This is a genomic window from Anaerotignum sp., from assembly GCF_031981185.1.
GTDB lineage: Bacteria > Bacillota > Clostridia > Lachnospirales > Anaerotignaceae > Chakrabartyella.
This window is the reverse complement of record NZ_DALYUL010000023.1, coordinates 8,356-32,405: the sequence shown is the minus strand read 5'-3', so window position 1 is coordinate 32,405 and position 24,050 is coordinate 8,356. Positions and strand designations below refer to the sequence as shown.

Below are 24,050 nucleotides of genomic sequence, written 5' to 3'. Positions count from 1 at the left end.
ATTATAAATCCTTCTTTGTACTCATTTTTATGTCAGTAACCAAGGAGTGCTTTACTCTATCTGCAACCTCGGCACGCTTTGCATTGTTGAAGCGTTCTAAGGTTCCTACCAAATAGCCTGTGATACGGCGGATACGGTGGAAACCCATAGGGCCTTCCTCTTCTTCCGCATTTAGGGCAGGTATCCCCGATGATACCTGTATAACCACAGATTGGATCTCGGTCAATGGGATGATTGATAGAACCATAGCCGATATTTTGCTCTTTCATGTAACGAATTACCTTTTCAAAGGCATCTGTATTTTTGCTGGGATCACCATCCAACTCCACATAAGTAATATGTCCTGCATTGGTAAGATCGTGATAAGGTGCTTCCAACTGGATTTTTTTAAAGGCGCTAATGGGGTAGTAAACAGGAATATGGAAGCTGTTTGTGTAATATTCCTTATCCGTAATGCCCTCAATGGAACCGAATTTTTCCTGATCCATGCGGACAAATCTACCGGAGAGACCTTCAGCAGGAGTTGCCAACAGAGAGAAGTTCATGCCTGTTTTTTCTACATACTCATCTAATCGTCTACGCATATGACTAACGATATCAAGGCCTAAATTCTGTGCCACTTCGCTTTCACCATGGTGTACGCCTATGAGAGCCTTTAAGGCTTCTGCTAAGCCGATAAACCCTAAGGAAAGGGTTCCGTTTTTCAACACTTCTCGTACTTCATCGTTGGGATTCAACTTATCGCTACCAATCCAAACGCCTTCTCCCATTAGAAAGGGGTAGTTATGTACCTTTTTCTTTGCCTGAATTTCAAATCGCTCTAAAAGTTGGGCGGCAACCAAATCAATTTTGCTATCCAGTTCTTTGAAAAACCAATCAATATTTTTATTGGCAAGCAAGGCTATCCGGGGAAGATTGATACTGGTAAAGCTTAAATTGCCTCGCCCAGGGGTTACCTCTTGGGTGGGATCATAAGCATTGCCCATTACCCGTGTTCTGCATCCCATATAAGAAATTTCAGTTTCGGGATGCCCTTCCTTATAGTATTTCAGATTAAATGGTGCATCCTGAAAAGAAAAATTAGGAAATAAACGCTTTGCACTGACACGGCAGGCAAGCTGGAATAAATCATAGTTTGGCTCTCCGGGATTAAAGTTAATACCTTCCTTTACACGGAAAATTTGAATGGGGAAGATGGCCGTTTCCCCATTTCCCAGGCCGGCTTCTGTTACCAAAAGCATATTTTTCATTACCATACGTGCCTCAGTAGAGGTATCCATGCCGTAATTTACAGAGGAAAATGGCGTTTGAGCGCCTGCACGGCTGTGCATGGTATTTAAGTTATGTAACAGGGATTCCATAGCTTGATAGGTGGCTTTATCCGTTTCTTCCGTACCTTTTCTTGAGGCAAATTCTTTTACCTTTTGATAAATTTCGGGGGCAATTCCTGCTTTTATAAGCAATGCTTCTTCTGCTGCATTAAACTGAGCATTTTCATCCAGTGTAGGATATAGACCTTTCTCTTCCAACTGGATAAAGGCTTCTGATGCTGCCTTACTCAATTCAGGGCCAGCTAAAATTTCCACAAAGGATGTAAAATTTGAGCGGTAACGTTTTTTATAGGTTTTAGCCACGCCGGGAGCAAGACCACGGTCGAAATTGGGAATGGACTGGCCGCCATGCTGATCATTTTGGTTGGACTGAATGGCAATGCATGCTAATGAAGCATAGCTGGCAATATCGTTGGGTTCCCTTAAAACACCATGTCCTGTGGAAAAGCCTCCCTCAAAAAGCTTTATTAAATCAATTTGGCAACAGGTTGTGGTTAAGGTATAAAAATCCAAGTCATGAATATGAATATCTCCGTTTCTATGAGCCTCGGAGTGGGCGGGGTTTAAAACATAGCTTTCATAAAAGTGCTTTGCTCCCTCAGAGCCATATTTCAACATAGAGCCCATGGCGGTATTTCCGTCAATATTGGCATTTTCTCTTTTGATATCACTGTCATTTGCCTCTTTATAAGTAATATCCTCAAAGGTTTTCATTAATCTATCGTTCATATTGCGCACGCGGGTGCGTTCAGCACGATATAAAATATAAGCCTTTGCAGTTAGCACATAACCATGTTCTATCAAAATTTTTTCTGCCATATCCTGAATTTGCTCAACGGATGGAGCGGTGATGTCATTTTTTTCAAAGGTATCAGACACCTCTTGGGCAAGAGCCAAGCAAGTGCTATAGTCTTTTGTTCCCACAGTTGCTTGAAAAGATTTTTCTAGGGCATTGGCAATTTTGTTAATGTCAAAATGGGCAGTTCTGCCATCACGTTTTTTAATGCTTGTTATCATAAGGAATACCCCTTTCAATTTTTATTGCATTTATTCATATTCCCTGAATTATTTGAATCCGTTTTTGGACTGTAAAAAACACAATATATAGATTTTACAATATGATTAGTCGTACATATTGTAGACCTTTCTGAAATCACCGTCAAGGGTTTTTTGAAAAATGAATTTTGGTGAATTTCATGAAGTAGGGGCATAAACTGATATTAGACAGGTGAAAAGGGGAGAAAAAATACATGAAATGGGAACGTTTTTCGTGTCTGCGGGAAAAAGAGGTTATTAATATTTGTGATGGGAAACGATTGGGTTTTGTCTGTGATTTAGAGTTTGATGCATATAATGGGAAGATTTGTACATTAATTATTCCAGAGGATGCGGGAAAATGGAATTTTTTTTGCAAGGAACGGGCGTATTTCGTACCTTGGCGATGCATTAAGCGCATTGGGGATGATATCATTCTGGTAGAGGTGGATGCATGTGAAGTTTTAATTGTTGATGAATGAAGCCTTGACCCAACGGTATTTCTTGCGTATAATTGAAAGAAGTGGCAAGAATCTTGAAAAAGGGGGGAACCATTTTGAAATGTCCTTTTTGCAGTTATGCAGATACGAAGGTGATTGATTCCAGAGCGCAGGATGACAATGCCGTTATTCGCCGTCGTCGCCTTTGCGAAAATTGCGGGAAACGCTTTACCACCTACGAAAGAATAGATATGATCCCCATTACTGTCATCAAGCGGGATGGTACAAGGGAGATATTTGATAAGACAAAGCTTATGGGCGGCATCATGAAATCTTGTAACAAGCGCCCAGTTACGGCTAAACAGATTGAGAATTTGGTTGATGATGTGGAAAATACTTTGACTGGCAGTGGCGAAAGAGAAGTGGACAGTAAGGTGATTGGCGGTATGGTTATGGATCGCCTGAAGGAATTGGATGAAGTAGCCTATGTTCGTTTTGCATCCGTTTATCGTCAGTTTAAGGATATCAATACATTTATCGATGAGCTGGAGAAAATGCTTAGTGAAAAGCGTGGAGAGTAAAAGCTTCAATGATTTGCGTAGTTAAGGCCCCTTTGAGTGTATACTCAGAGGGTACTTTTTTATTATGCTTCAATTTATAGTTTTGGAGGTTTGTTATGACACAAAGAATAAAAGCTTTATTTGCGTGGACTGCCCAGGGGGAAGAATCAGCCAGGCTGATTGGGGACAGATATTCTGAAGCGGGACTGGCAGTAACATTTCATGGGGAAGCGGAAAAAGATGAGTTGATTTGCCTTGGAGAGAAGCAGAACATGACCCATGTGCTATATTTTTTGGACCATGAAAAGCTGCTTTTGGTCAGTCTTGCCGATGAGATGGGGGGCTTTACTGTGGAGGTTTTGGTGAAGGATTTAATCCTTCCTTGCTAAAGCTTGTTCGGTAAAACCCGATTTTTGTAATATTTAGAGAGAAAAAAGTTTAAATATAGACAGGCAATATTTTACAAAATACCTCATAGGATAAAAATGTAAGCAAAACATATTTACTTAAGGAGGTATTATAGTATGAATGGATTTGGTTGTGGCGGCGATAGTTGTTTGTGGATCTTAATTTTATTGTGTTGCTGTGGTAACGGTATCGGTGGTAACAGTTGTGGCGGCGGCTGTGGCGGCGGCTGTGGCGGCGAGTCTTCCTGGTTGTGGATCCTGATTCTTCTTTTCTGCTGCGGTGGCAATAGCTGTGGTTGCGGAAATCAGCTTGGGAACAACTGTGGCTGCTAATTTAGGCTGCAAATAAGATCTACAAGAAGTATGGAATACTGAATCAATATTTTTTAATGATACAGCGGAATCATTGTTAGGAAAACTGGTATTAAGAAATATGTAATTGCTTTTCAGATAGTAAACACTTGTTGATTCCGCTGTATTCACGATTGAGCAGTACGTTTTTTCATAAGGGTGCAGAGAAAATCTGCAATCTTTGGCTTTCCCGATTTTTGGGGAAGCCTTTCTTTATTTGCGAACGAAAAAGAAGGCATGTCAGCCATCAATCCTTTACAATAGAAATATGAAATCGTGTTTTTTTGAAAGGGGTTATGGATGTGTTGGAAAGAAATTTAAAAAAAGAAGAACGCTGCAAGAAGTTAATTGAAGAGTGTAAATCATATTTTATTGAGCGTGCCTATCAATTGGAAAACCAATTTTATAGTGCTTTTTACGTACAATGTGCAGAGAGTACCGCTGCTGATGGATATGAGGTCTTTTTGGAGACACCTATGGAACATAATTATTTTAGAGAGAACCTTGCCAAATTGGATGAAACAGCGATGATGCGTTTTTATAAGCTTGCTGCCATACATCACACCATTCGTATGGTCAGAAGACGGAAAAAGGAAATGCTTTGGGGAAATATTAAGGAGGGATTGTTTGAAGTATACGATTTGACAGAGAATGAGAAGGAAATGGTGGACATTTTGCAAAGGTGCGCCTTTCTTTATCAGACTGGCTTTCAAGAACTGTTCATAAAAACAACGGCAAGATATATTTTTGGACATAAGGTTCTTTCTGCATTTTCGTTCGCTTTTATCGGGAACTTCTGGTATAATTCCTATAGTAGCTTTATGGGCTCGTTTGTTGGATATGTACCCTTTCGTGTGCGTATGGAGCGAGCCATGGGAGAATGATTTTGGAGGATGAGGGCCCATGGGGGAAAGCAGATGGACGAAGGAGCAATTGCAGGCCATTGAAGCAAGGGAATGTGACTTATTGGTTTCGGCGGCAGCGGGAAGCGGGAAAACTGCAGTTCTAGTTGAACGCATTATTCGGAGGATTACCGAGGAGAAACCACCGATGGATATTGACCGATTATTGGTAGTAACCTTTACAAAGGCCGCGGCGTCGGAAATGAGCCAACGGATCGGAGGGGCCATTGCGAAGAAGCTGGAACAGGAGCCTCAAAATCTCCATTTGCAAAATCAGCTTACCTTGCTTGCCCGTGCGGATATCAAGACCATTCACGCCTTCTGCCTGCAAACTATCCGTGAGTATTATCATCTTTTAGATATTGATCCTGCGGTGAGAACAGGAGACCCCGGGGAAATCAAACTATTACAGCAGGAAGTATTGGAAGACTATTTTGAAGAACTTTATGAAAACCAAGATGAAGATTTTTTTCAATTGTTAGAAACCTTTGGTGAAGAGACGAAGGACGCCAGGCTAAAGGATTTACTAATACAACTTTACAATTTTGCCCAAGGTTACCCTGACCCTGTAAAACTTCTATATGAGATGGCAGAGCAATTTCATCTTATGGAAGGGGAAACGGTGGATACCTGTAGGTGGATGCCAATCATCCGAGAAAGTATCAAAGACGGTGTAGCTTTTGCCAAAGAGCTGTTGGAGCGGGCAATGACCCTTGGGGCTTCAACATCGGGATTTGAAGCTTATTTGGAATGCATGGAAAAAGAAGCACAAGGTTTGGAGCAAATAGAAGAAGCATTGCCATTTGGTTATGGCAAGTGGCGTATGGCTTTTTTACAGATGGAATTTCGAAGACTGCCCAGTTACCGAGGAGAAGAAAAAGAGCTTGCTGAAGATATTAAAAGTTTACGTAACGAAGCAAAGGACATTCGCAGTAAGCTTGGGGAGACCTATTTATCTTTTAGCGAGGAGAAGCAAGGGGAGCTTCTGCGCTCCTTATACCCCGTGGCAAAGGGCTTGGCGGGTTTGGTTGACGGTTTCCTACAGCGCTTTTTAGCGGCTAAAAAAGAGAAGCTCATGATCGATTTTCATGATTATGAGCATTTTTGCTTGCAAATTTTAGTGGAAAAAGGCAGCACTGTGGGTCATGTTATGCCTACAGCTGCGGCATTGGAAATACAAAAACGTTATGATGAAATTATGATAGATGAATATCAAGACAGCAATATGGTTCAGGAAATGATATTGGCGGCAGTTTCTGGAGAAAGTGTAGGGAAAAACAATCGTTTTATGGTGGGGGATGTAAAACAAAGTATTTATCGTTTCCGCTTGGCCATGCCTCAGCTGTTTAACCAAAAATATCATACATATCCTTTAGAAAAAGGCGGCAAATGCAGAAAGATTATTCTATCTAAAAACTTTAGAAGCCGAAAAAATATATTGGATGGAGCTAATTTCCTGTTTCGCCAGCTTATGTCTACGGAGTTTGGTGATGTGGAGTATAATGATGAAGCGGCTTTATATGCGGGGGCAATTTTTCCCGATACTCAAACTTCTCATGGAGGAGAGAACGAAGTGATCTTGGTGGAAAGCCAAAATACTTCGGAAGAGGAAGGCATAGGGGAATTGGAAGAATTAAATAGGCGCCAATTGGAAGCCATGGCAATTGTGGATAAAATTAAGGCAATGATGGCAGAGGGCTTTTGTGTTGTGGATAAAGAAAGTGGAGCCTATCGTCCCTTGGAATATAGAGATATATCAATATTGCTTAGAAGCATGAAAAACTGGGGAAGCGTGCTTGACGATGTTTTTGGACAAGCAGGGCTTCCTTATTATGCAGAAACAGCAGAGGGCTATTACGAGGTACCCGAGGTGGATACGGTTTTAAACCTTCTTCGACTTTTGGACAACCCAAGGCAGGATATTCCCTTAATTTCTGTGCTTCATTCCCCTTTATACGGCCTTTCAGGGGATGAATTGATGCAAATGCGCCTGAATGGTGGAAATGGTTTATTTTTCGATTGTATTCAGGAATATTTGAATCAAGGTGAGGATACTGCACTAAAAGAAAAGCTCCAGGATTTCATTGGAGATTTTACAAAATGGCGGGGGCAAGTGAAGGAGTTGACACTTCATGAGCTTGTGCATTATCTCTATGAAGAAAGCGGCTACTATGATTATGTGGGAATGACAGCAGGGGGAAGTTTGCGGCAAGCAAACCTGCGGTTACTGCTGGAAAAGGCGGAGCAATTTGAACAAGGGAGTCGCAAGGGACTATTTTTCTTTATTCGCTATGTGGAGGATATGAAAACGTCGGAAGGGGAGTCGTCTTCCGCAAAGCTACAGAGCGAGGGAGAAAATCTGATTCGAGTCATGACCATCCATAAGAGCAAAGGGCTGGAATTCCCTATTGTCTTTTTGGCGGATTGCGGCAAGCAATTTAATGAGATGGATATTAGGGCGTCGGTGCTTACCCATCAAGAGTGGGGCTTTGGCATGGATTATAAGGATTTAGAACGAAGAGCAGTTTACCGCACTCTTTCTAAAACAGCATTGGCGGAGGTCATTCGTCTGGAAAATCTAGCGGAGGAACTTCGGGTGCTTTATGTTGCCCTAACCAGAGCCAAAGAGAAGCTCATTTTGACGGGAACGGTGAAGGATTTAGAAAAGGCTGTGAAAAAGTGGGCTGATGGGATCGAAGGCAAGAGAGACCGCCTTTCTGTATTTCGCCTAAGACGAAGTAAGAGTTATTTAGACTGGGTGATGCCTGCTTTGCTGCGACACCCTGATGCAGAATGGCTGCGGGTTGCATTTGATGTTTCCCATGATGTGAAAATTTTTGCTGATGAGCCTTCTACTTGGACGTTTACACGAAAAACAAGAGAGGATATCCTTCTGCAAGCAGTGGAGAAAAAAGTTCAGGCAGAAGAACAGGAGAATTATTTTGCCCTTTGGGAAACCGACAAAGATTTTAGTGGCAGGCGGGACGAATTGTTCTCCTTGCTTCAGTGGAAATATCCTTATATTAAGGCAACGGAACTCCCATCAAAACTTTCTATTTCTGAGGTGAAACGAAGGAATCTGGCGGAGATCACGGGGGAACCCATGTTACCTACCGTAGAAATAAAGCTTCCTCAAACGATAGAGAGGGCAGGGAGCTTGATAGCCGTTGAAATTGGAACTGCTATGCATGCAGTAATGGAATATGCCGATTTTCGTGAAGAATATGATGGGGAGAAAATGGAAGTTTTGTTGGAAGAAATGCTGAGGAAAGGAAGGCTTTCCGAAAAAGAGATTATGGCATTAAGAAGAAAAGAATTGCTTGATTTCTTCTCCTCTCCTTTGGCTAAGCGTATCAGAGGCTGCGATGTTGTGGAAAAGGAGCGTCCTTTTGCTATGCTTATGGCTGGAAAAGAGCTTTTTTTGGGAGCAGAATATGAGAATGTTGATGATATGGTGCTGTTAAACGGTATTATTGACTGTTACTTTATGGAGGGGGATAATATCATTCTTCTGGACTATAAAAGTGACAGAATAAACGACGAGGAAGCCTTGCGCAAGCGCTATGAAATTCAATTGCAGTTGTATCGACGGGCATTGGAGCAGGCTTTGGAGAAAAGAGTGACTGAGGTCTATATTTATTCCTTTGCCATGGGGCGTGGAATTTTGATATAAGAAGGGGTCTTGTTATGGCTTATGTATGGATTTTATTTGCGGGTTTATGTTGGGGGTTAATTGGACTTTTTACAAAGGCCATTACTCGTTTTGGATTAACGGAAATAGAAATTTTATTTATCAAAGGTGTCGTTAGTGTAATATTTTTAGCCATACTCCTTTTGTTTCAAGATAAAAAAAGCTTTCAATTGAAAAAGAAAGGAGACATCCTATACTTTGTTGGGACTGGAATTATTAGTTTTACTTTTTTTAGTTGGTGTTATATGAAAGCTATTAATCTCACCAGTGTTGGAATTGCGGCAGTTATGCTGTATACAGCCCCCACCATAGTGATGCTCTTCTCCATTGTTTTATTTCAAGAAACGATGACAAAGAGAAAAGCTTTGGTTTTGATAATGACAATTTGTGGCTGTGGTATGATTACAGGGCTCTTTCAGGGGAAGCTGATGCTTACACCAATGGGACTTTTGATGGGCCTTGGCTCTGGAATTGGTTATGCCCTATATAGCATTTTTGGTACCTTTGCCTTGCGTAGGGGTTATCAATCTTTGACCATATCCTTTTATACGTTTCTAATGGCCTCTGTATTTATGGCTTTTTGTGTTAATCCTATCCATGTTGTACAGGAAATTACGGCGGCAGGCCAATGGCCCCTTACCATTCTGTTTGCAGTGATGACTACAGTAGTACCTTATTTATGTTACACAAAAGGGTTGAGCCATCTGCCTGCAAGTAAGGCATCGGTAACGGCAACCATAGAGCCTGTGGTGGCGGCAGTCTTAGGGATTTTGGTGTTCAAAGAAAGCATTACGGTGGCTAAAATAGGGGGTATTTTACTGGTGGTTGGAGCCGTGGTATTGATGAATGTGGGGAAGAGGCCGGAAGGCGTTCAGATTAGAGATGAAAACCAGCAAGAAGAAGGGCAAGAAAAGGAGAATGATGAATCAGCCAAATAAAATGCTGCTTTGCTAAAGGATTCAGTGAAGGGATGGCATGAGTTTTAATGATAATCATTTAAATGTTTCAGCGCATTATGTGAAATAATAAAAAAAGGATGGCTCATGCCATCCTTTTTGATTATTGAAAATCCATAGGATCTTGAAAAATACCGTTTAAGATTACTTCATAGTGGCAGTGAATGCCTGTGGATTGACCCGTGGCACCGGTTGTTGCAATAATGTCACCTTTTTTTACCACATCTCCCGGAGAAACTAGGTTTTCTGTGTTATGGGCATAGCGTGTAACAAAGCCGTTTCCATGGTCGATTAACACGTAATTTCCATATTCGTTATGGTATTCAGCCTCAATTACTTTTCCCGCTGCAGTGGCTACGATAGGTAAAATTTTACTGCGGGTGGATAAGTCAAGACCATAATGTACTCTGCCGTCGCTGATGGTGGACAATCCCTCAGGATTAAATTCAGTGGAGATAATCCCCTTCACTGGCATTCCAGAAGGAATATCACTATATGCAGATAAGGTTTCTGTGACATTTGTTGCCACCTTTGTGAAGGATGTTTCTGTTTCGTTTAGACGAGAATTGATGCGGTCTAACTGGACAGCCAAGGATGTTACTTTATTGAAGGAAGTGGTTACAATAGGTGTAAAGTCTTGAGTTCCTTCAACTTGGGGTTTTTCTTGAACAAGGCAGCTGGCAACGGCGTTGCGAAGCTCTGTGGAAGCACTGTCGCTTGTGTTGATACTATTCAACTGGTCATTCAAATTATTTTTTACATTTTCCAAATCATTGATTTTTTGCTCAAGCTCTGCGGCTTTATTTTGCAAATTCTCAATATTTTGGGTATATTCTGTATTTTCGTTTTCCAATGCCTTGGAGTTTTGGCTGAGCTTGCGGTTTGTTCGCTCCACCTGCAATAATTGCTGTTCATAGGTCATTAGCTCGTTTTTGGTATTAAAATATGAGCCTAAGGCAACTGCTGAGCCGCCAACAAACAGGCATGCTGCAACACAGAACGCCAAAGCGTGTGTTTTTTTAACATGAATTGATTTTTCTTTCCCTTTATGGGCAATATGAAGAGATAAAAAGTGATGCTCTGACTCATTATTTAAAGGTAAATTTTCAAGGGATTCCATCAAACGTTCCTTTCTATTCAAAAGATATGATAGTATTATAGTGTAAATTTCTGTAATTGTAAATAAAAATTTCATTAAAAGTTCAAAGTTGTTAATAATTAGTTAATAATTGTGGATTTCCTTTATCTATGTAACAAAATATGGTATGATGTGAAAGGTCGACGGGGCAATTTTATGGTGAAATATTCTTGTAACAATCCTGTTGAAATCAGGTGTTTGCGGAAGAATAATCCCATTAGTTTACATGTGCTTATCCGTTTTCATGACATAAAGGAAACGCTGTTTTTTCTGTGAACACATTCAATCAAATTATCCATTGGATGGTATCAAAAGATTTGGCAATAGCAGTGCTATTGCTGTATTTTTTCTTAATTAATAGGAAAATGCGCATCTGTACACGCATCACCAGCGCTTTCTTAGAAAACTGAAACGAGGATTATCCTTATTGCGGTGGAAGGGAATGACTTTATGAATTTGGACCTAAAAAAGGTAATACGTGCTACAGAATTGGGCCTATTTTGTCTGAAGGTAGGCAAAGGTGTTGTGGCATTCCTTTGGCGACGACTATTTCGGAATAATAAAATCCAAAAAACACAAAAGAAGAAAAACAAAATTAAGAAAATTAAGCATCAGGGCCGGGGGAATTTTGCCTATGCAAATAAAGATATTTGCTGGCGGGGTAAAATAGGCCTTAGGGCGTACAGAATCATAAAGGAACGATATTTTTAACAAAAATTTCAAGGAGGCTATTACATTGGATGATCAGAGAAAGGAAGAACAGGAGTACCAAGGTACTGCTGTGGATAAAGCTGTGAATGATGAGGATAACAATGTGGATGAACAGGGAACGGCTGTAGAAAACATGGGGACAGATGAGGGGCTTTCACAGGATTTTGCGGAAAATGTGGGCAATTCTGTGGAAACATCGGAGGATTCTGTGAATAACTCTGTGGATAGAGATAGAGAAACTGTGCAGTCTTTTGTGGAAAAGGAGACTGACAATGAGGACACTGTGGAAGAAACTGTGGATAATGTGGATAACATAGCATTGGATGTGGAGAATGAAGGGGATTTCGAAAAAAAAGACAAAGGTGTTTGGTGGAAGGTCGTTTTGGGCGTAATCGCTTTTGCAGGTGTACTTGGTTACTGTTGGTTTGCAACAGGTGGTGGCCTCTGGAAAACAGCGGATCTTGCAATTACTTACTTAAAGGACAATGGTTTGTATGTGTACGATTTAAAAAATGATCCTTATATAGTAAATGACAGTGTAACCAAGGGCGGTGTTAGCAATTATTATTACTCCGCTTGGGGTGCAAATGTTTCTGAGGATAACGGAGACATTTACTATATGGCAGGGGTGAATGAGGACAGCATTGGAGATTTATATTACAAAGACATCGAAAATAAAGATGCTAAGCCTATTCTGATTGGGGAAAAGGTTTATCATTTTATAAGAAGCGCTGATGGCAATGAATGTGCTTATCTCGTAAAAAATGGAGATAAAATGGATTTATATGTGTTTGCCAATAGGCAAAGCCAAAAGATTGACCATGATATTTTACTGCAAAACGGCGCATACGAATTAAGCAACGACGGTTCCTATCTATTGTACAAAAAAAATATTGGCGAAAAGATAGCTCTGTTCTCCCGTACCATTGGTGAGAAGGAATCTGTAAAGCTATCTGATTCTTCTGCTTTAAGTTTTATTTCTAAGAAAACAAATATTGCTTATTATTTGGGACAAAAAGAAGATTCGTACCAGCTATTTCAGTTTACTCCTGGAAAACAATCCCGGTTGATTGCGGAGCAGGTTACCTATGCGGAGTTAATGCCTAATGATCTGGATGTTTTGTACTGTGCCATGAGAACGGAAAACGCTCCCGTTAGTCAGTTGATTGAAGATGACATCACGGATCTTTCATCCTATGACGAGAAACGTCAGACTCAAATTAAAGAGATTAGAGAAAAGATGAATGGCAAAGAAGGTATGGATCCTATTTTTCAGGATTGCTATTTGCTCAATGCTGGGGGCAATAAAGTTAAACTGGGCGAGACTGTAATTTCAGCAGTTTCTCTACAGGGAAAAGGCGATTATGTGGGAGGCTTCTACATGCAGGCGCCGGAACCAGTGAAGCTGTCTAAAGTCAGCTCCTTTGATGAAGCAATGTACAGCTATTATGCAGCGTTGATGTATGGACAAAGAGGAGTATTTATTGCCGACAAAACGGGTAAGAATTATCTTTTACAAGACATCAAAGCAGTGCCCAATACAATTCAGGTTTCTCCTGATGGGAAAACAGCAGCTTATTTTGTACAGGATGAGACCACCGGTGGTAACGTGTTGATGGTGGAAGCTCTTGATGGCAAGAGTGAACCTGTTCAGGTTCAAAAAGCAGTTGAACAAATGACCTTTTTGGGTGACAGCAACACATTGGTGTATTATTATGATTATAACGGTGGCGTGGGCAGCTTAGGTATGTATAAAGACGGCGCTCCACAGGAAATAGAGAAAAATGCTGTAGGTGTATATTTCCCTGAAGATAAGGGTGAAGTATACTATATGGCAAATACTGATACCAAAACTGGCAATAGTGCCTTGATGAAGTTTGATGGGAAAGGAAAAACAGAAATTGATCGAGATGTTTTTGTGTTCCAATATAAAGAGAACGGCAAATTTGCTTATTTGAAAAATTATAATATTTCAACGGGAATAGGTGATTTGTACTATTATAATGGAAAAACTTCTCGTATGGTAGATACAGGTGTAACAGCAATTTATATTTACTGAAAATGAGGTAGGATTTATGAAGGAACATTGGGAGACATTTTCTTCTAAAGAAACAGAGGCAATTGGTGAGACAATGGGGCAGGCTGCTAAGCCTGCCCAGGTATATTCTTTGGATGGGGATTTGGGAGTTGGGAAAACTGTTTTTACGAAGGGTTTTGCCAGAGGACTGGGTATCGCAGAGCATGTAACAAGCCCAACCTTTACAATAATCAATGAATATTTGGGCCGAATTCCCCTTTATCACTTTGATGTGTACCGTATTTCCTCTGAGGAGGAGATGGATGAAATCGGTTATGAGGATTATTTTTATGGGGATGGCGTCTCCTTGGTGGAATGGGCAACGCTAATTCCGAATTTAATACCTAAAGATGCTATTCATATCACAATAGAGAAGGATTTTGAAAAGGGCGACGATTATCGACGGATTACCGTTTGTCAGGGGGAAGAAGCATGAAGATTTTAGCCATTGATACAACAGGGCAAACAGCCAGTGCCGCTATTGTGGAGGAGGACAAGCTGATTGCGGAGTTTACCTTAAATTATAAATTAACACATAGCCAGACAATCATGCCTATGATTGCGGAAATTTGCGAAAAATCTGAAACAAAGGCAGATGAGGCTGACTATATTGCCTGTGCCAGTGGGCCGGGATCCTTCACAGGTTTGCGTATTGGTGCGGCAACTGCAAAAGGGTTGGCCTTAGCCCTTGGGAAGGAGCTCGTTCCCGTTCCCACATTGGATGCTCTGGCATATAATGTGTTTGAAACAGATAAAATAATTTGTCCGATTATGGATGCTAGACGTAGTCAGGTTTATACAGCTTTTTACCGTTGGGACAACGGAAAATTAAGCCGTTTGACGGAAATGATGGCGATTAGTATTGATGAAGTAATTCAATTGGCAAGGGACTTTAAACAAAAGGTTATTTTTTTAGGAGACGGAGTGCCGGTTCATCAAAAAAAATTATCTCTTTTCCCTGATTTTATTTTTGCACCTGCTCATTGCTCTTTACAAAGGGCAGCCTCTGTGGCATCTTTGGCCATAGAGCTTATAAAAGAGGGCATGGCGGTGGAAGGCAACATTTTTGAGCTAATTTATTTAAGAAAATCTCAGGCAGAACGAGAGCGGGAAGAGCGCTTGCAAGGAGAGGGGAAACAGAATGATTAAAGTTGTACCAATGCAGGAGGAGCATATTGAGGGAGTTCTGGCAGTAGAGGAGGCTTCTTTTTCGATACCTTGGAGCAGAAAAGATTTCGAGAGAGAAATTAAGGAGAACAAAATGGCAATTTATTTCGTTGCCATGAATGAAGATAAGATTGTTGGTTACGCAGGAATGTGGCACGTAGTTACAGAAGGGCATATTACCAATGTGGCAGTTTTGTACGAATATCGCAGGCAAGGCATTGGTGAGCTTTTAATGCAAAACCTGGAATTGATGGCAAAAGAAAGAGAAATGATTGGAATTACTTTGGAGGTTCGTATCAATAACGAGCCGGCACAGAGATTGTATCATAAATACGGTTTTCGCCCGGAAGGGATTCGGAAAAACTATTACGCCGATACCCATGAGGATGCCGTAATCATGTGGAAATATTATCCCGTTTTTGAGGGCTATGAGGAACATTGCAAGAAAGGATAAGAAAATGCGGGCGCAAAAATGTTTCAAATATTGGGCTGCAATATGTCTGCATTTTTGGAAGGAGGAGAGTAAAGATGGCGCAAGAATTAAAGTATACACAGCTGAAAAATGGCTGTTTTCCTGAAGATTTTTCCTTTCGTACAACAGGCGAAATTCCTCCATTGGAAGGGATTATCGGCCAGGAGCGTGCAGTAAGGGCGTTTGACTTTGGTTTGATGGTGAAAATGAAGGGATATAACATTTATATGTCGGGGCCTTCAGGAACAGGGAAAACCACCTATGCCAAATCCAGTACGGAAAAGTTGGCGGCAACTGAGCCTATTCCCAGAGACTGGTGTTATGTTTATAATTTTCAAAATCCAAGGAATCCTTTGGCTCTTCGGTTTGAGAAGGGTCTGGGACGGCAATTTAAAGAGGATATGAGTGAACTCGTTCAGCTTCTGAAAACAGAAATACAGAAGGTATTTCGCGCAGAGGAATATGAGAAGCAAAAAAGTGATTTGATGCGTACTTTTGATGAAAAAAGAAGCAGTCTGATGGAAGATATGAGTAAAATGGCTGCGGAATTTGACTTTCAGATTAAAACCACCAATTCCGGCATTTATTTTATGCCTGTTGTAGACGGGAACGCCATTGGTGAAGAAGAATATGATGCTTTAGATGAAGATGTTAAAAATGAAATCGAAAAAAATTCGCAGGTTGTTCAGGAGAAAGCCGGAGCAATCATGCGTGACATAAGAGAGCTAGATAAGGCCTCTAAAAAAGAATTAGAACAGCTTGAGTATCAAGTGGGTATGTTTGCCATCGGACACCATATCAGTGGGATACAGGAGAAATATCAGGACTGTAAACGGGTAATCGAATATATAAACGACGTACGTGAAGATGTTTTAGAAAATCTGGGACAGTTTTATGAGGATGAAGAAGATAGTGATGAGGGAATTTCCTCTCTGTTACCCATGCTTGGGAAAAAACCTGCAGAGGATGTTACCTTGAAATACAAGGTGAACTTGATTGTAGATCATTCCAAAAGTGAAGGCGCGCCTGTGGTAGTATCCTTTAATCCCACCTATTCCAACTTAATGGGCGAAGTGGAATATGACAGTGAGTTTGGTAATTTAACCACGGATTTTATGAAAATAAAGGGTGGCTTGCTCCATAAAGCCAACGGAGGATATTTTATTGTGCAGGCACAGGATATTCTCTCTATGCCCCAAGCGTGGGAGGCACTACGACGAGTAATAAAAACCAAAGAAATCAACATGGACAGCAGCAGAGACCAGTTGGGGGCGACAGTGGCACCCACATTAAAGCCGGAGCCCATTCCTGCGGATATTAAGGTAATTATGATTGGCAGCAACTACTACTATGAGTTGTTAAGCGAATATGATGAGGAATTTGATAAGTTTTTTAAGATTAAGGCTGATTTCGATTATGAAATGCCTAGAAATCCTGAAAACATGTGGAAATTGGCAGGATTTATTAAAAGTTTTGTGGAGCAGGAAAAGACCATGGAATTTGATGCAAGCGCAGTTTGCGCCATTTTGGAATATTCATCAAGGCTGGTTGAGAGACAAAATAAATTGTCAACACGCTTTAATCAGCTTGCGGAAATTCTTTGTGAGGCGGTAACTTGGGCAAAGATGGAAAATGCCCAGGTGGTTACAGCGGCTCACATCAAAAAGACCGTCTATGAAAAAGAACAAAGAATGAAGCTTTATGAAGAAAAGCTTGGTGAAATGCTGGATGAACATGTCATCATGATTGATACAGAGGGTAGTGTCATTGGGCAGATTAACGGTTTGGCTGTATTGGATATGGGCAGTTATGCCTTTGGCAACCCTAGCCGTATTACAGCCACCACTTATGTTGGAAAATCCGGGCTTATTAACATTGAAAAAGAAGCACGACTAAGTGGTCAGACTCATGACAAAGGGGTTCAAATTATTAACGGATTTTTAGGGCAGACTTATGCACAGGAATTCCCGTTATCTCTTTCTTGTAGAATTTGTTTCGAACAAAATTACAATGGAATTGATGGGGACAGTGCTTCCAGTACAGAGCTTTACTGTATCCTTTCTTCTCTTTCTGAGGTGCCCATTCGTCAAGATTTGGCGGTAACAGGCTCTGTAAATCAGAAGGGGGAAATTCAGGCCATTGGCGGTGTTACCCACAAAATTGAAGGTTTTTATGACCTTTGTAAAAAGCGTGGCTTAACAGGAACGCAAGGGGTTGTAATTCCCGCATCCAATATTAAGGATTTGGTGTTGAAGGATGAGGTTGTAGAATCTGTGAAAAACGGTGAATTCCACATTTATCCTGTCAGCCAAATTGGAGAAGGTATTGCACTTTTGATGGGAATGCCAGCAGGAGAGAAGGATGCCGAAGGCAATTACCCTGAAAACAGCATTCATGGCTTGGTGATGAAGAAATTAAAGAAATTCGACATCTTGGCACGGAATAAAGAAAAAGCATAAATAACTGTATTTTTGATGAACCTATTAGAGATAGGAGCTTATCATGAGGACTTTTCGAATAAAGAATCTTTTGCCACCTAAAATCTATTTAAAGGCGATGATTTGGTCGAATGCATTTCTTTTTGCAGTATGTGCATGTTATATGTTATTAAAAAAAGGAGTTTTTTCGCCCCTCCTAGCATTAGGCCTTTCCAGTGCAATTTTAATTTGCTATCTCATTGGGTTATACAAACATCCAAAGGTGAATCAAGCAACAAAATGCGAGGTCTGGTGGTGGGAATATCCATTGTTTGTGGTGGGATTGATTTTTGAAGCTACAAGAGAAAGTGCTGCTGCTTTTATACTTTTCTGGGGTTTCCTTTATGGGAACGGAGTCGTTTTTTTGAAATACAATGTTTCAAAGAAGGCAGTGTAAGAAGTAGAAACGAACCTATTTAGAATAAGAAATAGTAGAAGAAGAAGTTCAACCTCGTTGTATACAGCAGTAGTGGATGAACAGCTAACCAATAAGAATAAGCCCGTATTGCATGATATTAAAAGGGAGACCTTATAATGCAATCGGGCTTTTTTATGTAAACTATAAATGAATCATATGATCTATTTTCAAATCTTCTATTCCAGTTTTTACAGCCCCTTTTGCCTTACTGTTGATATTAAAGAAAAAGCTCTTTCGTATTTATTAAAAATATATTTCAATTCAGACATTTCCCTTTCAATTGCGACAAAATTTGATATACTAAAGATAATTGTGTAAATAATGAAGGCGTCTGCCTTTTTGATGATATGCTTTAGGAGGTAACTATGAAAGTTGGTTTTAAGCGGCTGTTTCTTTCAGCTATTGCCATAGGGATGATGATGACTAATGTGGCATATGCAAAAAAAATAAATATGAATTTATTTTATGACGGGAAGAATCACCCATATAATGCGTCTGAGGTTAAAATAAACATTGATGGGAAAGAATTGCAACCTGAGGATATGCCTCCTGTGATTATTGATGGCAGAACAGTGCTCCCTATGCGTTTAATTGCTAAGGCGCTTGGGTGCGAAGTTCTTTGGAACGAGGAAACGAAGCAGGCATTTGTAATGAATGACGATTTTACTGTGGCATTTACTTTAGGAAGTAAAAAAGGAATTAAAAACGGAAAAGAGTTTACCATGGATGTGCCGGCTATGGTTGTAAACGACAGGACTATGCTTCCTGTAAGGGCATTGGCACAGGCTTTGGATTTGGATATTACTTGGGATGATCCGAATAGAACCGTAAACATTGGTGCAGGAGCCTCACCAACAACTCCTACAACACCAACAACGCCAACAACACCAACAACGCCTACAACGCCTACAACTCAGGCGATCAAAGTTTTTCAAGCTTCCGTACCAACCAGCACAACGGCTTCGCAGGTTTTTACCATTGAAGCAGATCAGGCAATATACAGCTATGATGAAATCTATGTGGATGACGGAAGGATTGTTCTCGACATTCAAAATGCAACCAGCAGCCTTTCGGAAAAAATTACTGCAACAAACAGCAATATTGTTACGGCCATACGTACGGCTCAACATGATAGTAATGGTATACCTGTGACTAGAATTGTTTTTGATTTATCTGGTAAAAAGACTAAAACTATAACCCAAAGTGCAGATAAGAAAAAAATCATCATAACCTTTGAACAGCCTGTGATTGATGAAATATCTTTGAGCAATCGGGGCGATATGGACAAACTGGTGGTTGGTGCCAGTGGTTCTTTAGGTGCAAAAGTATCCACATTATCAAATCCCCAGAGGATTGTGGTGGATATCCCTAATGTTCAATCTAAAGTTGAAAATGAATTGAGCACCAAGGGTTTATCCTATATTAATGCTGCAAGAACAGGTATGTATGATGCGAATACATTCCGCATTGTTTTGGAAGTCGGGCAGTTGACTGACTTTAGCTGGAAAGAGGAAAATGGAGAATTAACCCTTGAAGTGCGGAAATCTTCTCTTGAAAATCTATCTTATGATTCTACATCTAATATTTTAACGTTGGAGAATGTTAAATCTATAGACATTGACGATATTAGAAAAAATGATCGACACACAGAAGGATACTATGAGCTTACCTTGCCAGGAAATTACGAGAGTGTTTATGGATATGGCACATTAAAGATCGGAAATGATGTTATGAACAATATTATAGTGTCCACTACGGGTGGTGACACAGTAATAAGGTTTAATCAAAATCGCTACAGTGAATATGTAGTGAAGGAAACAAAGAACGGTTATGAGATTGCTGCAAAAAATCCAAAGGATGTTTATGATAAGGTTGTCTTGCTGGATGCAGGACATGGGGGAAAAGATCCTGGCACCAATGGGAACGGATTAGTGGAAAAAAATATTGCCTTATCAGTAGCGCTAAAGGTACAAAAATGTTTAGAGAATTCTGGTGTAAAGGTATATATGACTCGAGATAGTGATGTCTACCCTGAAAATAGCTTGCGAGCGAAAACTGCAAACCAAATTGCTGATTTGATGGTTTCTGTTCATTTGAATTCGGCAGGATCGAACACCACTGCAAATGGTACGGAAACCTTATATCAGGTACATAGTAATGAAAACGGCAGTAAATTGACCAGCTTGAAAGCGGCAGAAATTATGCAAAGCAACTTGATTCAGGCCTTTGGCACCACCAATCGTGGTGTGAAGAGAAGAACGGATCTGTTAATTTTAAATGGTACCACTGTTCCTGCTATCTTGGTGGAAACCTGTTTCTTATCAAACCCCGGTGATGCCATTAAAATTTCTTCATCTACAAATCAGGATATTGTTGCAATGGCGATAGCCAAGGCAATTACTGAAATGATGGATGATTATACAATTCGGTAATTAGGGATAGAAAAAAGCTAGGTCGATAAAATTTTTTGTGCTTGGAATGAGCAAAGCCACTTTTGGGGATTGCCCCTAAGAACGATTAGTTGCCCAGCACATTCACTATTAAATACACATATTTTAGGCATTACAAGTAAATTTACTTTGTAATGCCTTTCTTGATTACATATATATTCTTAGATATAGGTCTGCTTGAAAAAGTTGCATATATGGAAGAAAGAATTCCAATTATTTTATGAGGATGAGAATACCTAGGGGTGGATTTTTTTGTTCAGTACTTTTTTGTGTTTTAGAAAATTTAACATGCCAAAAATCATCTTATTAACTACCTTTTCATGCAGGAGTCGTGCTAGGAAACCAATGGGAATGCAGAGTATCAACCAGATTGTGCTGAATAATAGACAAACCTGTCCAAGTATGTTACAGGGTTGCTCCGAATAGTCCCATATATGCCAGCCTAGCAATCTATTTACCACAATTCCCACGGAGAATTCTATAGCGGTTATAATTAGTGCACCAATACAACAGCATGCCCAATAGGGCAAAAAAAATTTGGTGTTAAATAAAGTATATAGGCATAAAAATGCCAGTCCCCCTGCCAAAAACATTGACCAATGGGAATAGCCACGGTACAGCACTTCAATACTATAATAACCAAAGGCTCCGATGAAAAAAATCATTGTTTTGCGAATAAAAGTATCCATGAAAAGCCTCCTTTCAGACAATCATAAAAATAGTATGATTATATTTTTACAAAATATTTGGATTTATTGCTGGTAATTTTTATTTTGAATTATGTTGCTGGATTAGATTTTTTTGAAAAATAAAAAATATTTTCTAAATTTATAGCCTAATCCATAGCGATAAAGTAAACTTTTATGGTTTTCATAAGCTTTTGACTAGACATGAGATGGAAAATTTTCTGTTCAAAGTGAGATAGACAGGATATAATGGAGAATAGATTGCACAAAGGAGGAAAGGAAAAAAATGTGTAGGTATGACAACAGAGAGAAAGATGAATTAAGACAAATCAAAATAACAAAAAATTTTAACCGCTATGCGGAGGGTTCTATTTTGATAGAATGGGGCAATACGAAAGTGATTTGTAATGCTACCGTAGAAGAAAGCGTACCTTCTTTTAAGAAGGGTGGGGGTGAAGGCTGGGTTACTGCGGAATATTCTATGTTACCTCGTGCCACACAATCAAGAAATAAACGAGATATTCATAAGTTAAAGATGAATCCAAGGGCTACAGAGATTCAACGACTCATTGGAAGATCTTTGAGAGGTGCCGTTGATATGAAGGCGCTGGGCGAGAGAAGCATTACTGTAGATTGTGATGTGATTCAGGCAGACGGTGGAACCAGAACAGCTTCAATCACCGGGGGATTTATTGCTTTGGCATTGGCTTGTAAAGGGCTTGTGGAACGAGGACTTTTGGCAAAAATGCCCCTTACCAGTTACATTACAGCAGTTAGTGTGGGTGTTGTTGAGGGACGGAGCCTTTTGGATCTATGCTATGAGGAAGATTCTGCTGCTGAGGTGGATATGAATATCATTATGAGCAATGCAACTAGTTTTATTGAGTTACAGGGAACGGGGGAAAACGGTACCTTCACTCAGGAGCAATTGGGAGAAATGCTTTCCCTTGGGAAAAAAGGAATTCAGGATTTAATGAAAATACAGAAGGACGCACTAGAAGGCTTGGATTTGAACTGAGATTGGAGATAGAAATATGGAAACAATTATTTTTGCTACGAAAAATAAGGGGAAAATCAAAGAAATCAATGCAATTTTGTCAGATTTGGATGTAGAAGTTGTCTCTATGGAGGATGCAGGCATTACCTTTGATGTCGTTGAGGATGGGACATCATTTGAGGAAAATGCTATGAAAAAAGCAGTACAAATCATGGAGATTGGCAATAAAATAACGTTATCTGACGATTCCGGCTTAGAGATTGATTATATGGACAAGGCTCCAGGAATATATTCCGCTAGATTTATGGGCGAGGAGACCCCCTATCCCCAAAGATTTCAAGCGATTTTTGAAAAGCTTGCAAATGTTCCTGGGGAAAAAAGAACTGCCAGATTTGTAAGCTGTATTGCTGCGGCGTTTCCTGATGGCAGACGGTTGGTGAGCTACGATACCGTTGAGGGAATGATCGGCTGGGAGGCCAAGGGGGAGAATGGGTTTGGATATGACCCTATTTTCTTTGTTCCTGAAAAAGACAAATATATGGCGGAGCTTTCTCCTGAGGAGAAGAACGCCATCAGCCATAGAGGAAAGGCTTTGCGGAAAATGAAGGAAATGCTGAAAAAGGAAATTAGAGAATGAAAATTTTGGTATTGAGTGATAGTCATGGACGCATTGAAAATGCCAGGGTGGTGCTGCAAAGGCTGGAGCAGCAGGTGGATATGGTTTTCCATTTAGGCGATCATGACGAGGATGCTAAAATCCTTCAATCTATATTTTCCGGGTTGCCCTTTCATTATGTGAAAGGGAATAATGACTATGGATGGGATACGCCATCTCATAAGCTGGTGACTGCCCAAGGAAAACGCTTTTTGCTTACCCATGGGCATAAAGAAAGAGTGAATTTTAATCTGAACACCATATCCTATTGGGGGGAAGAGAAGGGAGCAGATGCCGTCATTTTTGGGCATACCCATAGACCTTTAAATGATGGTGACGGGCGTGTGTATTTGTTTAATCCTGGCAGTATTTCTCTGCCTAGGGATGGATATACGCCTACTTTCGGCATTATTACTATTGAAAATGAAAGAATAGAAGGCGTGATCATGGACTTTGATCAAGGAACTATCAGACAGAGAAAACCTGGAATGTAAGGGAAAGGTTTTTATGGCGTATGAAATCCTATTTTAACTTCATCCCAGTACTTTAAAAGATAAACAATGAGATTATCTTGCAAAAAAATTATGGCTATTTCAAAGTGTTAGGGGGCACTTTATAAATGCAAAAGTGTCTTCAATACTTTGAATAGCATAAATTATAATATATTATTGTTTAAATGGTGGAATGTATTTTTTTGGTTTTGGGGAGAACAAGCATTTATGTTATGTCGGATCTCTCATTGAAACTGTGAAAATGGATTTCCTTCCTTAGAATTAAGTTAAGGATTTATCTGAGAATTCTCTCTCTGATTTCTCTATAAAAGAAGGGAAATGTATAAAAAATTGCAAAATTTAAAAAAAGTGTTGACGAAGCATGAAAGTTGTGGCATAATAATTTTTGCGTAATCGCTTTGAATCAGTAGCTCAGTTGGATAGAGCAACGGCCTTCTAAGCCGTGGGTCGGGGGTTCGAATCCCTCCTGGTTCAGATTTTGCGGGTGTAGTTCAATGGTAGAACGTCAGCCTTCCAAGCTGAACACGTGAGTTCGATTCTCATCACCCGCTTTTTTTTGTGCGAATCAGTAGCTCAGTTGGATAGAGCAACGGCCTTCTAAGCCGTGGGTCGGGGGT

Annotated in this window: 20 protein-coding genes, 3 tRNA genes and 1 pseudogene (1 of these 24 running past the window's edge); 20 read left to right on the top strand and 4 right to left on the bottom strand. The window is 40.2% G+C overall.

Translation table 11 applies throughout. The annotated features are described in order from the left end of the window. Position 1: 1 nt before the first annotated feature. Together RTK36_RS16505 and RTK36_RS12685 are read right to left on the bottom strand one after the other, a co-directional pair. Positions 2–100: pseudogene (locus RTK36_RS16505) on the bottom strand (hypothetical protein); the annotation flags it as partial. Then, on the bottom strand, positions 57–2,348 hold the full coding sequence (locus tag RTK36_RS12685) for an anaerobic ribonucleoside triphosphate reductase (protein ID WP_334308128.1): 2,292 nt from the start codon (positions 2,346–2,348) through the stop codon (positions 57–59). The gene RTK36_RS12685 and the pseudogene RTK36_RS16505, both read right to left, overlap by 44 nt. A gap of 233 nt (positions 2,349–2,581) precedes the next feature. Here RTK36_RS12685 and RTK36_RS12680 point away from each other — a divergent pair, with 233 nt between their 5' ends. The 7 genes from RTK36_RS12680 (at position 2,582) to RTK36_RS12650 (ending at position 9,655) form a co-directional block, all read left to right on the top strand. Beyond that, positions 2,582–2,848 (top strand): YlmC/YmxH family sporulation protein, encoded by a 267-nt coding sequence (locus RTK36_RS12680; RefSeq protein WP_066047063.1) that lies wholly within the window; start codon positions 2,582–2,584, stop codon positions 2,846–2,848. A 74-nt stretch (positions 2,849–2,922) separates the two neighbouring features. Next, positions 2,923–3,387, top strand: coding sequence for a transcriptional regulator NrdR (gene nrdR / locus RTK36_RS12675; protein WP_312047613.1), 465 nt, complete (start codon positions 2,923–2,925; stop codon positions 3,385–3,387). A gap of 95 nt (positions 3,388–3,482) precedes the next feature. Beyond that, positions 3,483–3,755, top strand: a complete 273-nt coding sequence (locus tag RTK36_RS12670; protein ID WP_312047612.1) for a hypothetical protein — start codon at positions 3,483–3,485, stop codon at positions 3,753–3,755. Positions 3,756–3,890: 135 nt separating this feature from the next. Further along, positions 3,891–4,106 carry a chorion class high-cysteine HCB protein 13 gene (locus RTK36_RS12665; protein WP_312047611.1) on the top strand — a complete coding sequence of 72 codons (216 nt, stop codon included), beginning with the start codon at positions 3,891–3,893 and terminating at the stop codon, positions 4,104–4,106. Between the two features lie 320 nt (positions 4,107–4,426). Further along, on the top strand, positions 4,427–5,008 hold the full coding sequence (locus tag RTK36_RS12660) for a hypothetical protein (protein ID WP_312047610.1): 582 nt from the start codon (positions 4,427–4,429) through the stop codon (positions 5,006–5,008). Between the two features lie 19 nt (positions 5,009–5,027). Then, positions 5,028–8,699 carry a helicase-exonuclease AddAB subunit AddA gene (gene addA, locus RTK36_RS12655; protein WP_312047609.1) on the top strand — a complete coding sequence of 1,224 codons (3,672 nt, stop codon included), beginning with the start codon at positions 5,028–5,030 and terminating at the stop codon, positions 8,697–8,699. Positions 8,700–8,713: 14 nt separating this feature from the next. Next, the gene (locus RTK36_RS12650) at positions 8,714–9,655 is read left to right on the top strand and encodes a DMT family transporter (RefSeq protein WP_312047608.1); all 942 of its coding nucleotides are present in this window, start codon (positions 8,714–8,716) and stop codon (positions 9,653–9,655) included. A 121-nt stretch (positions 9,656–9,776) separates the two neighbouring features. On the opposite strand, the gene RTK36_RS12645 is transcribed toward RTK36_RS12650, so the two are convergent. Then, complete coding sequence (locus RTK36_RS12645; protein ID WP_312047607.1) at positions 9,777–10,793, bottom strand: M23 family metallopeptidase; 1,017 nt, start codon at positions 10,791–10,793, stop codon at positions 9,777–9,779. Between the two features lie 754 nt (positions 10,794–11,547). Between RTK36_RS12645 and RTK36_RS12640 the strand changes: the two genes are divergently transcribed. From RTK36_RS12640 to RTK36_RS12610, 7 genes are all read left to right on the top strand, one after another. Next, positions 11,548–13,581, top strand: a complete 2,034-nt coding sequence (locus RTK36_RS12640) for a hypothetical protein (RefSeq protein ID WP_312047606.1) — start codon at positions 11,548–11,550, stop codon at positions 13,579–13,581. 16 nt (positions 13,582–13,597) lie between these two features. Continuing rightward, positions 13,598–14,035 carry a tRNA (adenosine(37)-N6)-threonylcarbamoyltransferase complex ATPase subunit type 1 TsaE gene (gene tsaE / locus RTK36_RS12635; RefSeq protein WP_312047605.1) on the top strand — a complete coding sequence of 146 codons (438 nt, stop codon included), beginning with the start codon at positions 13,598–13,600 and terminating at the stop codon, positions 14,033–14,035. Beyond that, the gene (gene tsaB / locus RTK36_RS12630) at positions 14,032–14,748 is read left to right on the top strand and encodes a tRNA (adenosine(37)-N6)-threonylcarbamoyltransferase complex dimerization subunit type 1 TsaB (RefSeq protein ID WP_312047604.1); all 717 of its coding nucleotides are present in this window, start codon (positions 14,032–14,034) and stop codon (positions 14,746–14,748) included. The genes tsaE and tsaB overlap by 4 nt, the downstream gene beginning before the upstream one ends. Then, a complete protein-coding gene (gene rimI, locus RTK36_RS12625) occupies positions 14,741–15,220 on the top strand; it encodes a ribosomal protein S18-alanine N-acetyltransferase (protein WP_312047603.1) in 480 nt (159 codons plus the stop codon). The genes tsaB and rimI overlap by 8 nt, the downstream gene beginning before the upstream one ends. Before the next feature lie 74 nt (positions 15,221–15,294). Beyond that, on the top strand, positions 15,295–17,697 hold the full coding sequence (locus RTK36_RS12620; protein WP_312047602.1) for a Lon protease family protein: 2,403 nt from the start codon (positions 15,295–15,297) through the stop codon (positions 17,695–17,697). Positions 17,698–17,740: 43 nt separating this feature from the next. Next, positions 17,741–18,112, top strand: coding sequence for a hypothetical protein (locus RTK36_RS12615; RefSeq protein ID WP_312047601.1), 372 nt, complete (start codon positions 17,741–17,743; stop codon positions 18,110–18,112). 386 nt (positions 18,113–18,498) lie between these two features. Next, a complete protein-coding gene (locus tag RTK36_RS12610; protein ID WP_312047600.1) occupies positions 18,499–20,565 on the top strand; it encodes an N-acetylmuramoyl-L-alanine amidase family protein in 2,067 nt (688 codons plus the stop codon). A gap of 254 nt (positions 20,566–20,819) precedes the next feature. On the opposite strand, the gene RTK36_RS12605 is transcribed toward RTK36_RS12610, so the two are convergent. Then, positions 20,820–21,272, bottom strand: a complete 453-nt coding sequence (locus RTK36_RS12605; protein WP_312047599.1) for a putative ABC transporter permease — start codon at positions 21,270–21,272, stop codon at positions 20,820–20,822. A gap of 283 nt (positions 21,273–21,555) precedes the next feature. Here RTK36_RS12605 and rph point away from each other — a divergent pair, with 283 nt between their 5' ends. From rph to RTK36_RS12575, 6 genes are all read left to right on the top strand, one after another. Beyond that, a complete protein-coding gene (rph, locus tag RTK36_RS12600; RefSeq protein ID WP_312047598.1) occupies positions 21,556–22,287 on the top strand; it encodes a ribonuclease PH in 732 nt (243 codons plus the stop codon). A 16-nt stretch (positions 22,288–22,303) separates the two neighbouring features. Beyond that, positions 22,304–22,903 carry an XTP/dITP diphosphatase gene (locus tag RTK36_RS12595; RefSeq protein ID WP_312047597.1) on the top strand — a complete coding sequence of 200 codons (600 nt, stop codon included), beginning with the start codon at positions 22,304–22,306 and terminating at the stop codon, positions 22,901–22,903. Beyond that, on the top strand, positions 22,900–23,415 hold the full coding sequence (locus tag RTK36_RS12590; RefSeq protein WP_312047596.1) for a metallophosphoesterase: 516 nt from the start codon (positions 22,900–22,902) through the stop codon (positions 23,413–23,415). Before RTK36_RS12595 ends, RTK36_RS12590 begins: the two co-directional genes overlap by 4 nt. Positions 23,416–23,833: 418 nt before the next feature. Next, positions 23,834–23,907 (top strand) — tRNA-Arg (locus RTK36_RS12585). A gap of 6 nt (positions 23,908–23,913) precedes the next feature. Further along, positions 23,914–23,984, top strand: a tRNA-Gly gene (locus RTK36_RS12580). A gap of 11 nt (positions 23,985–23,995) precedes the next feature. Beyond that, a tRNA-Arg gene (locus RTK36_RS12575) sits at positions 23,996–24,050 on the top strand; it runs 119 nt beyond the window's last position.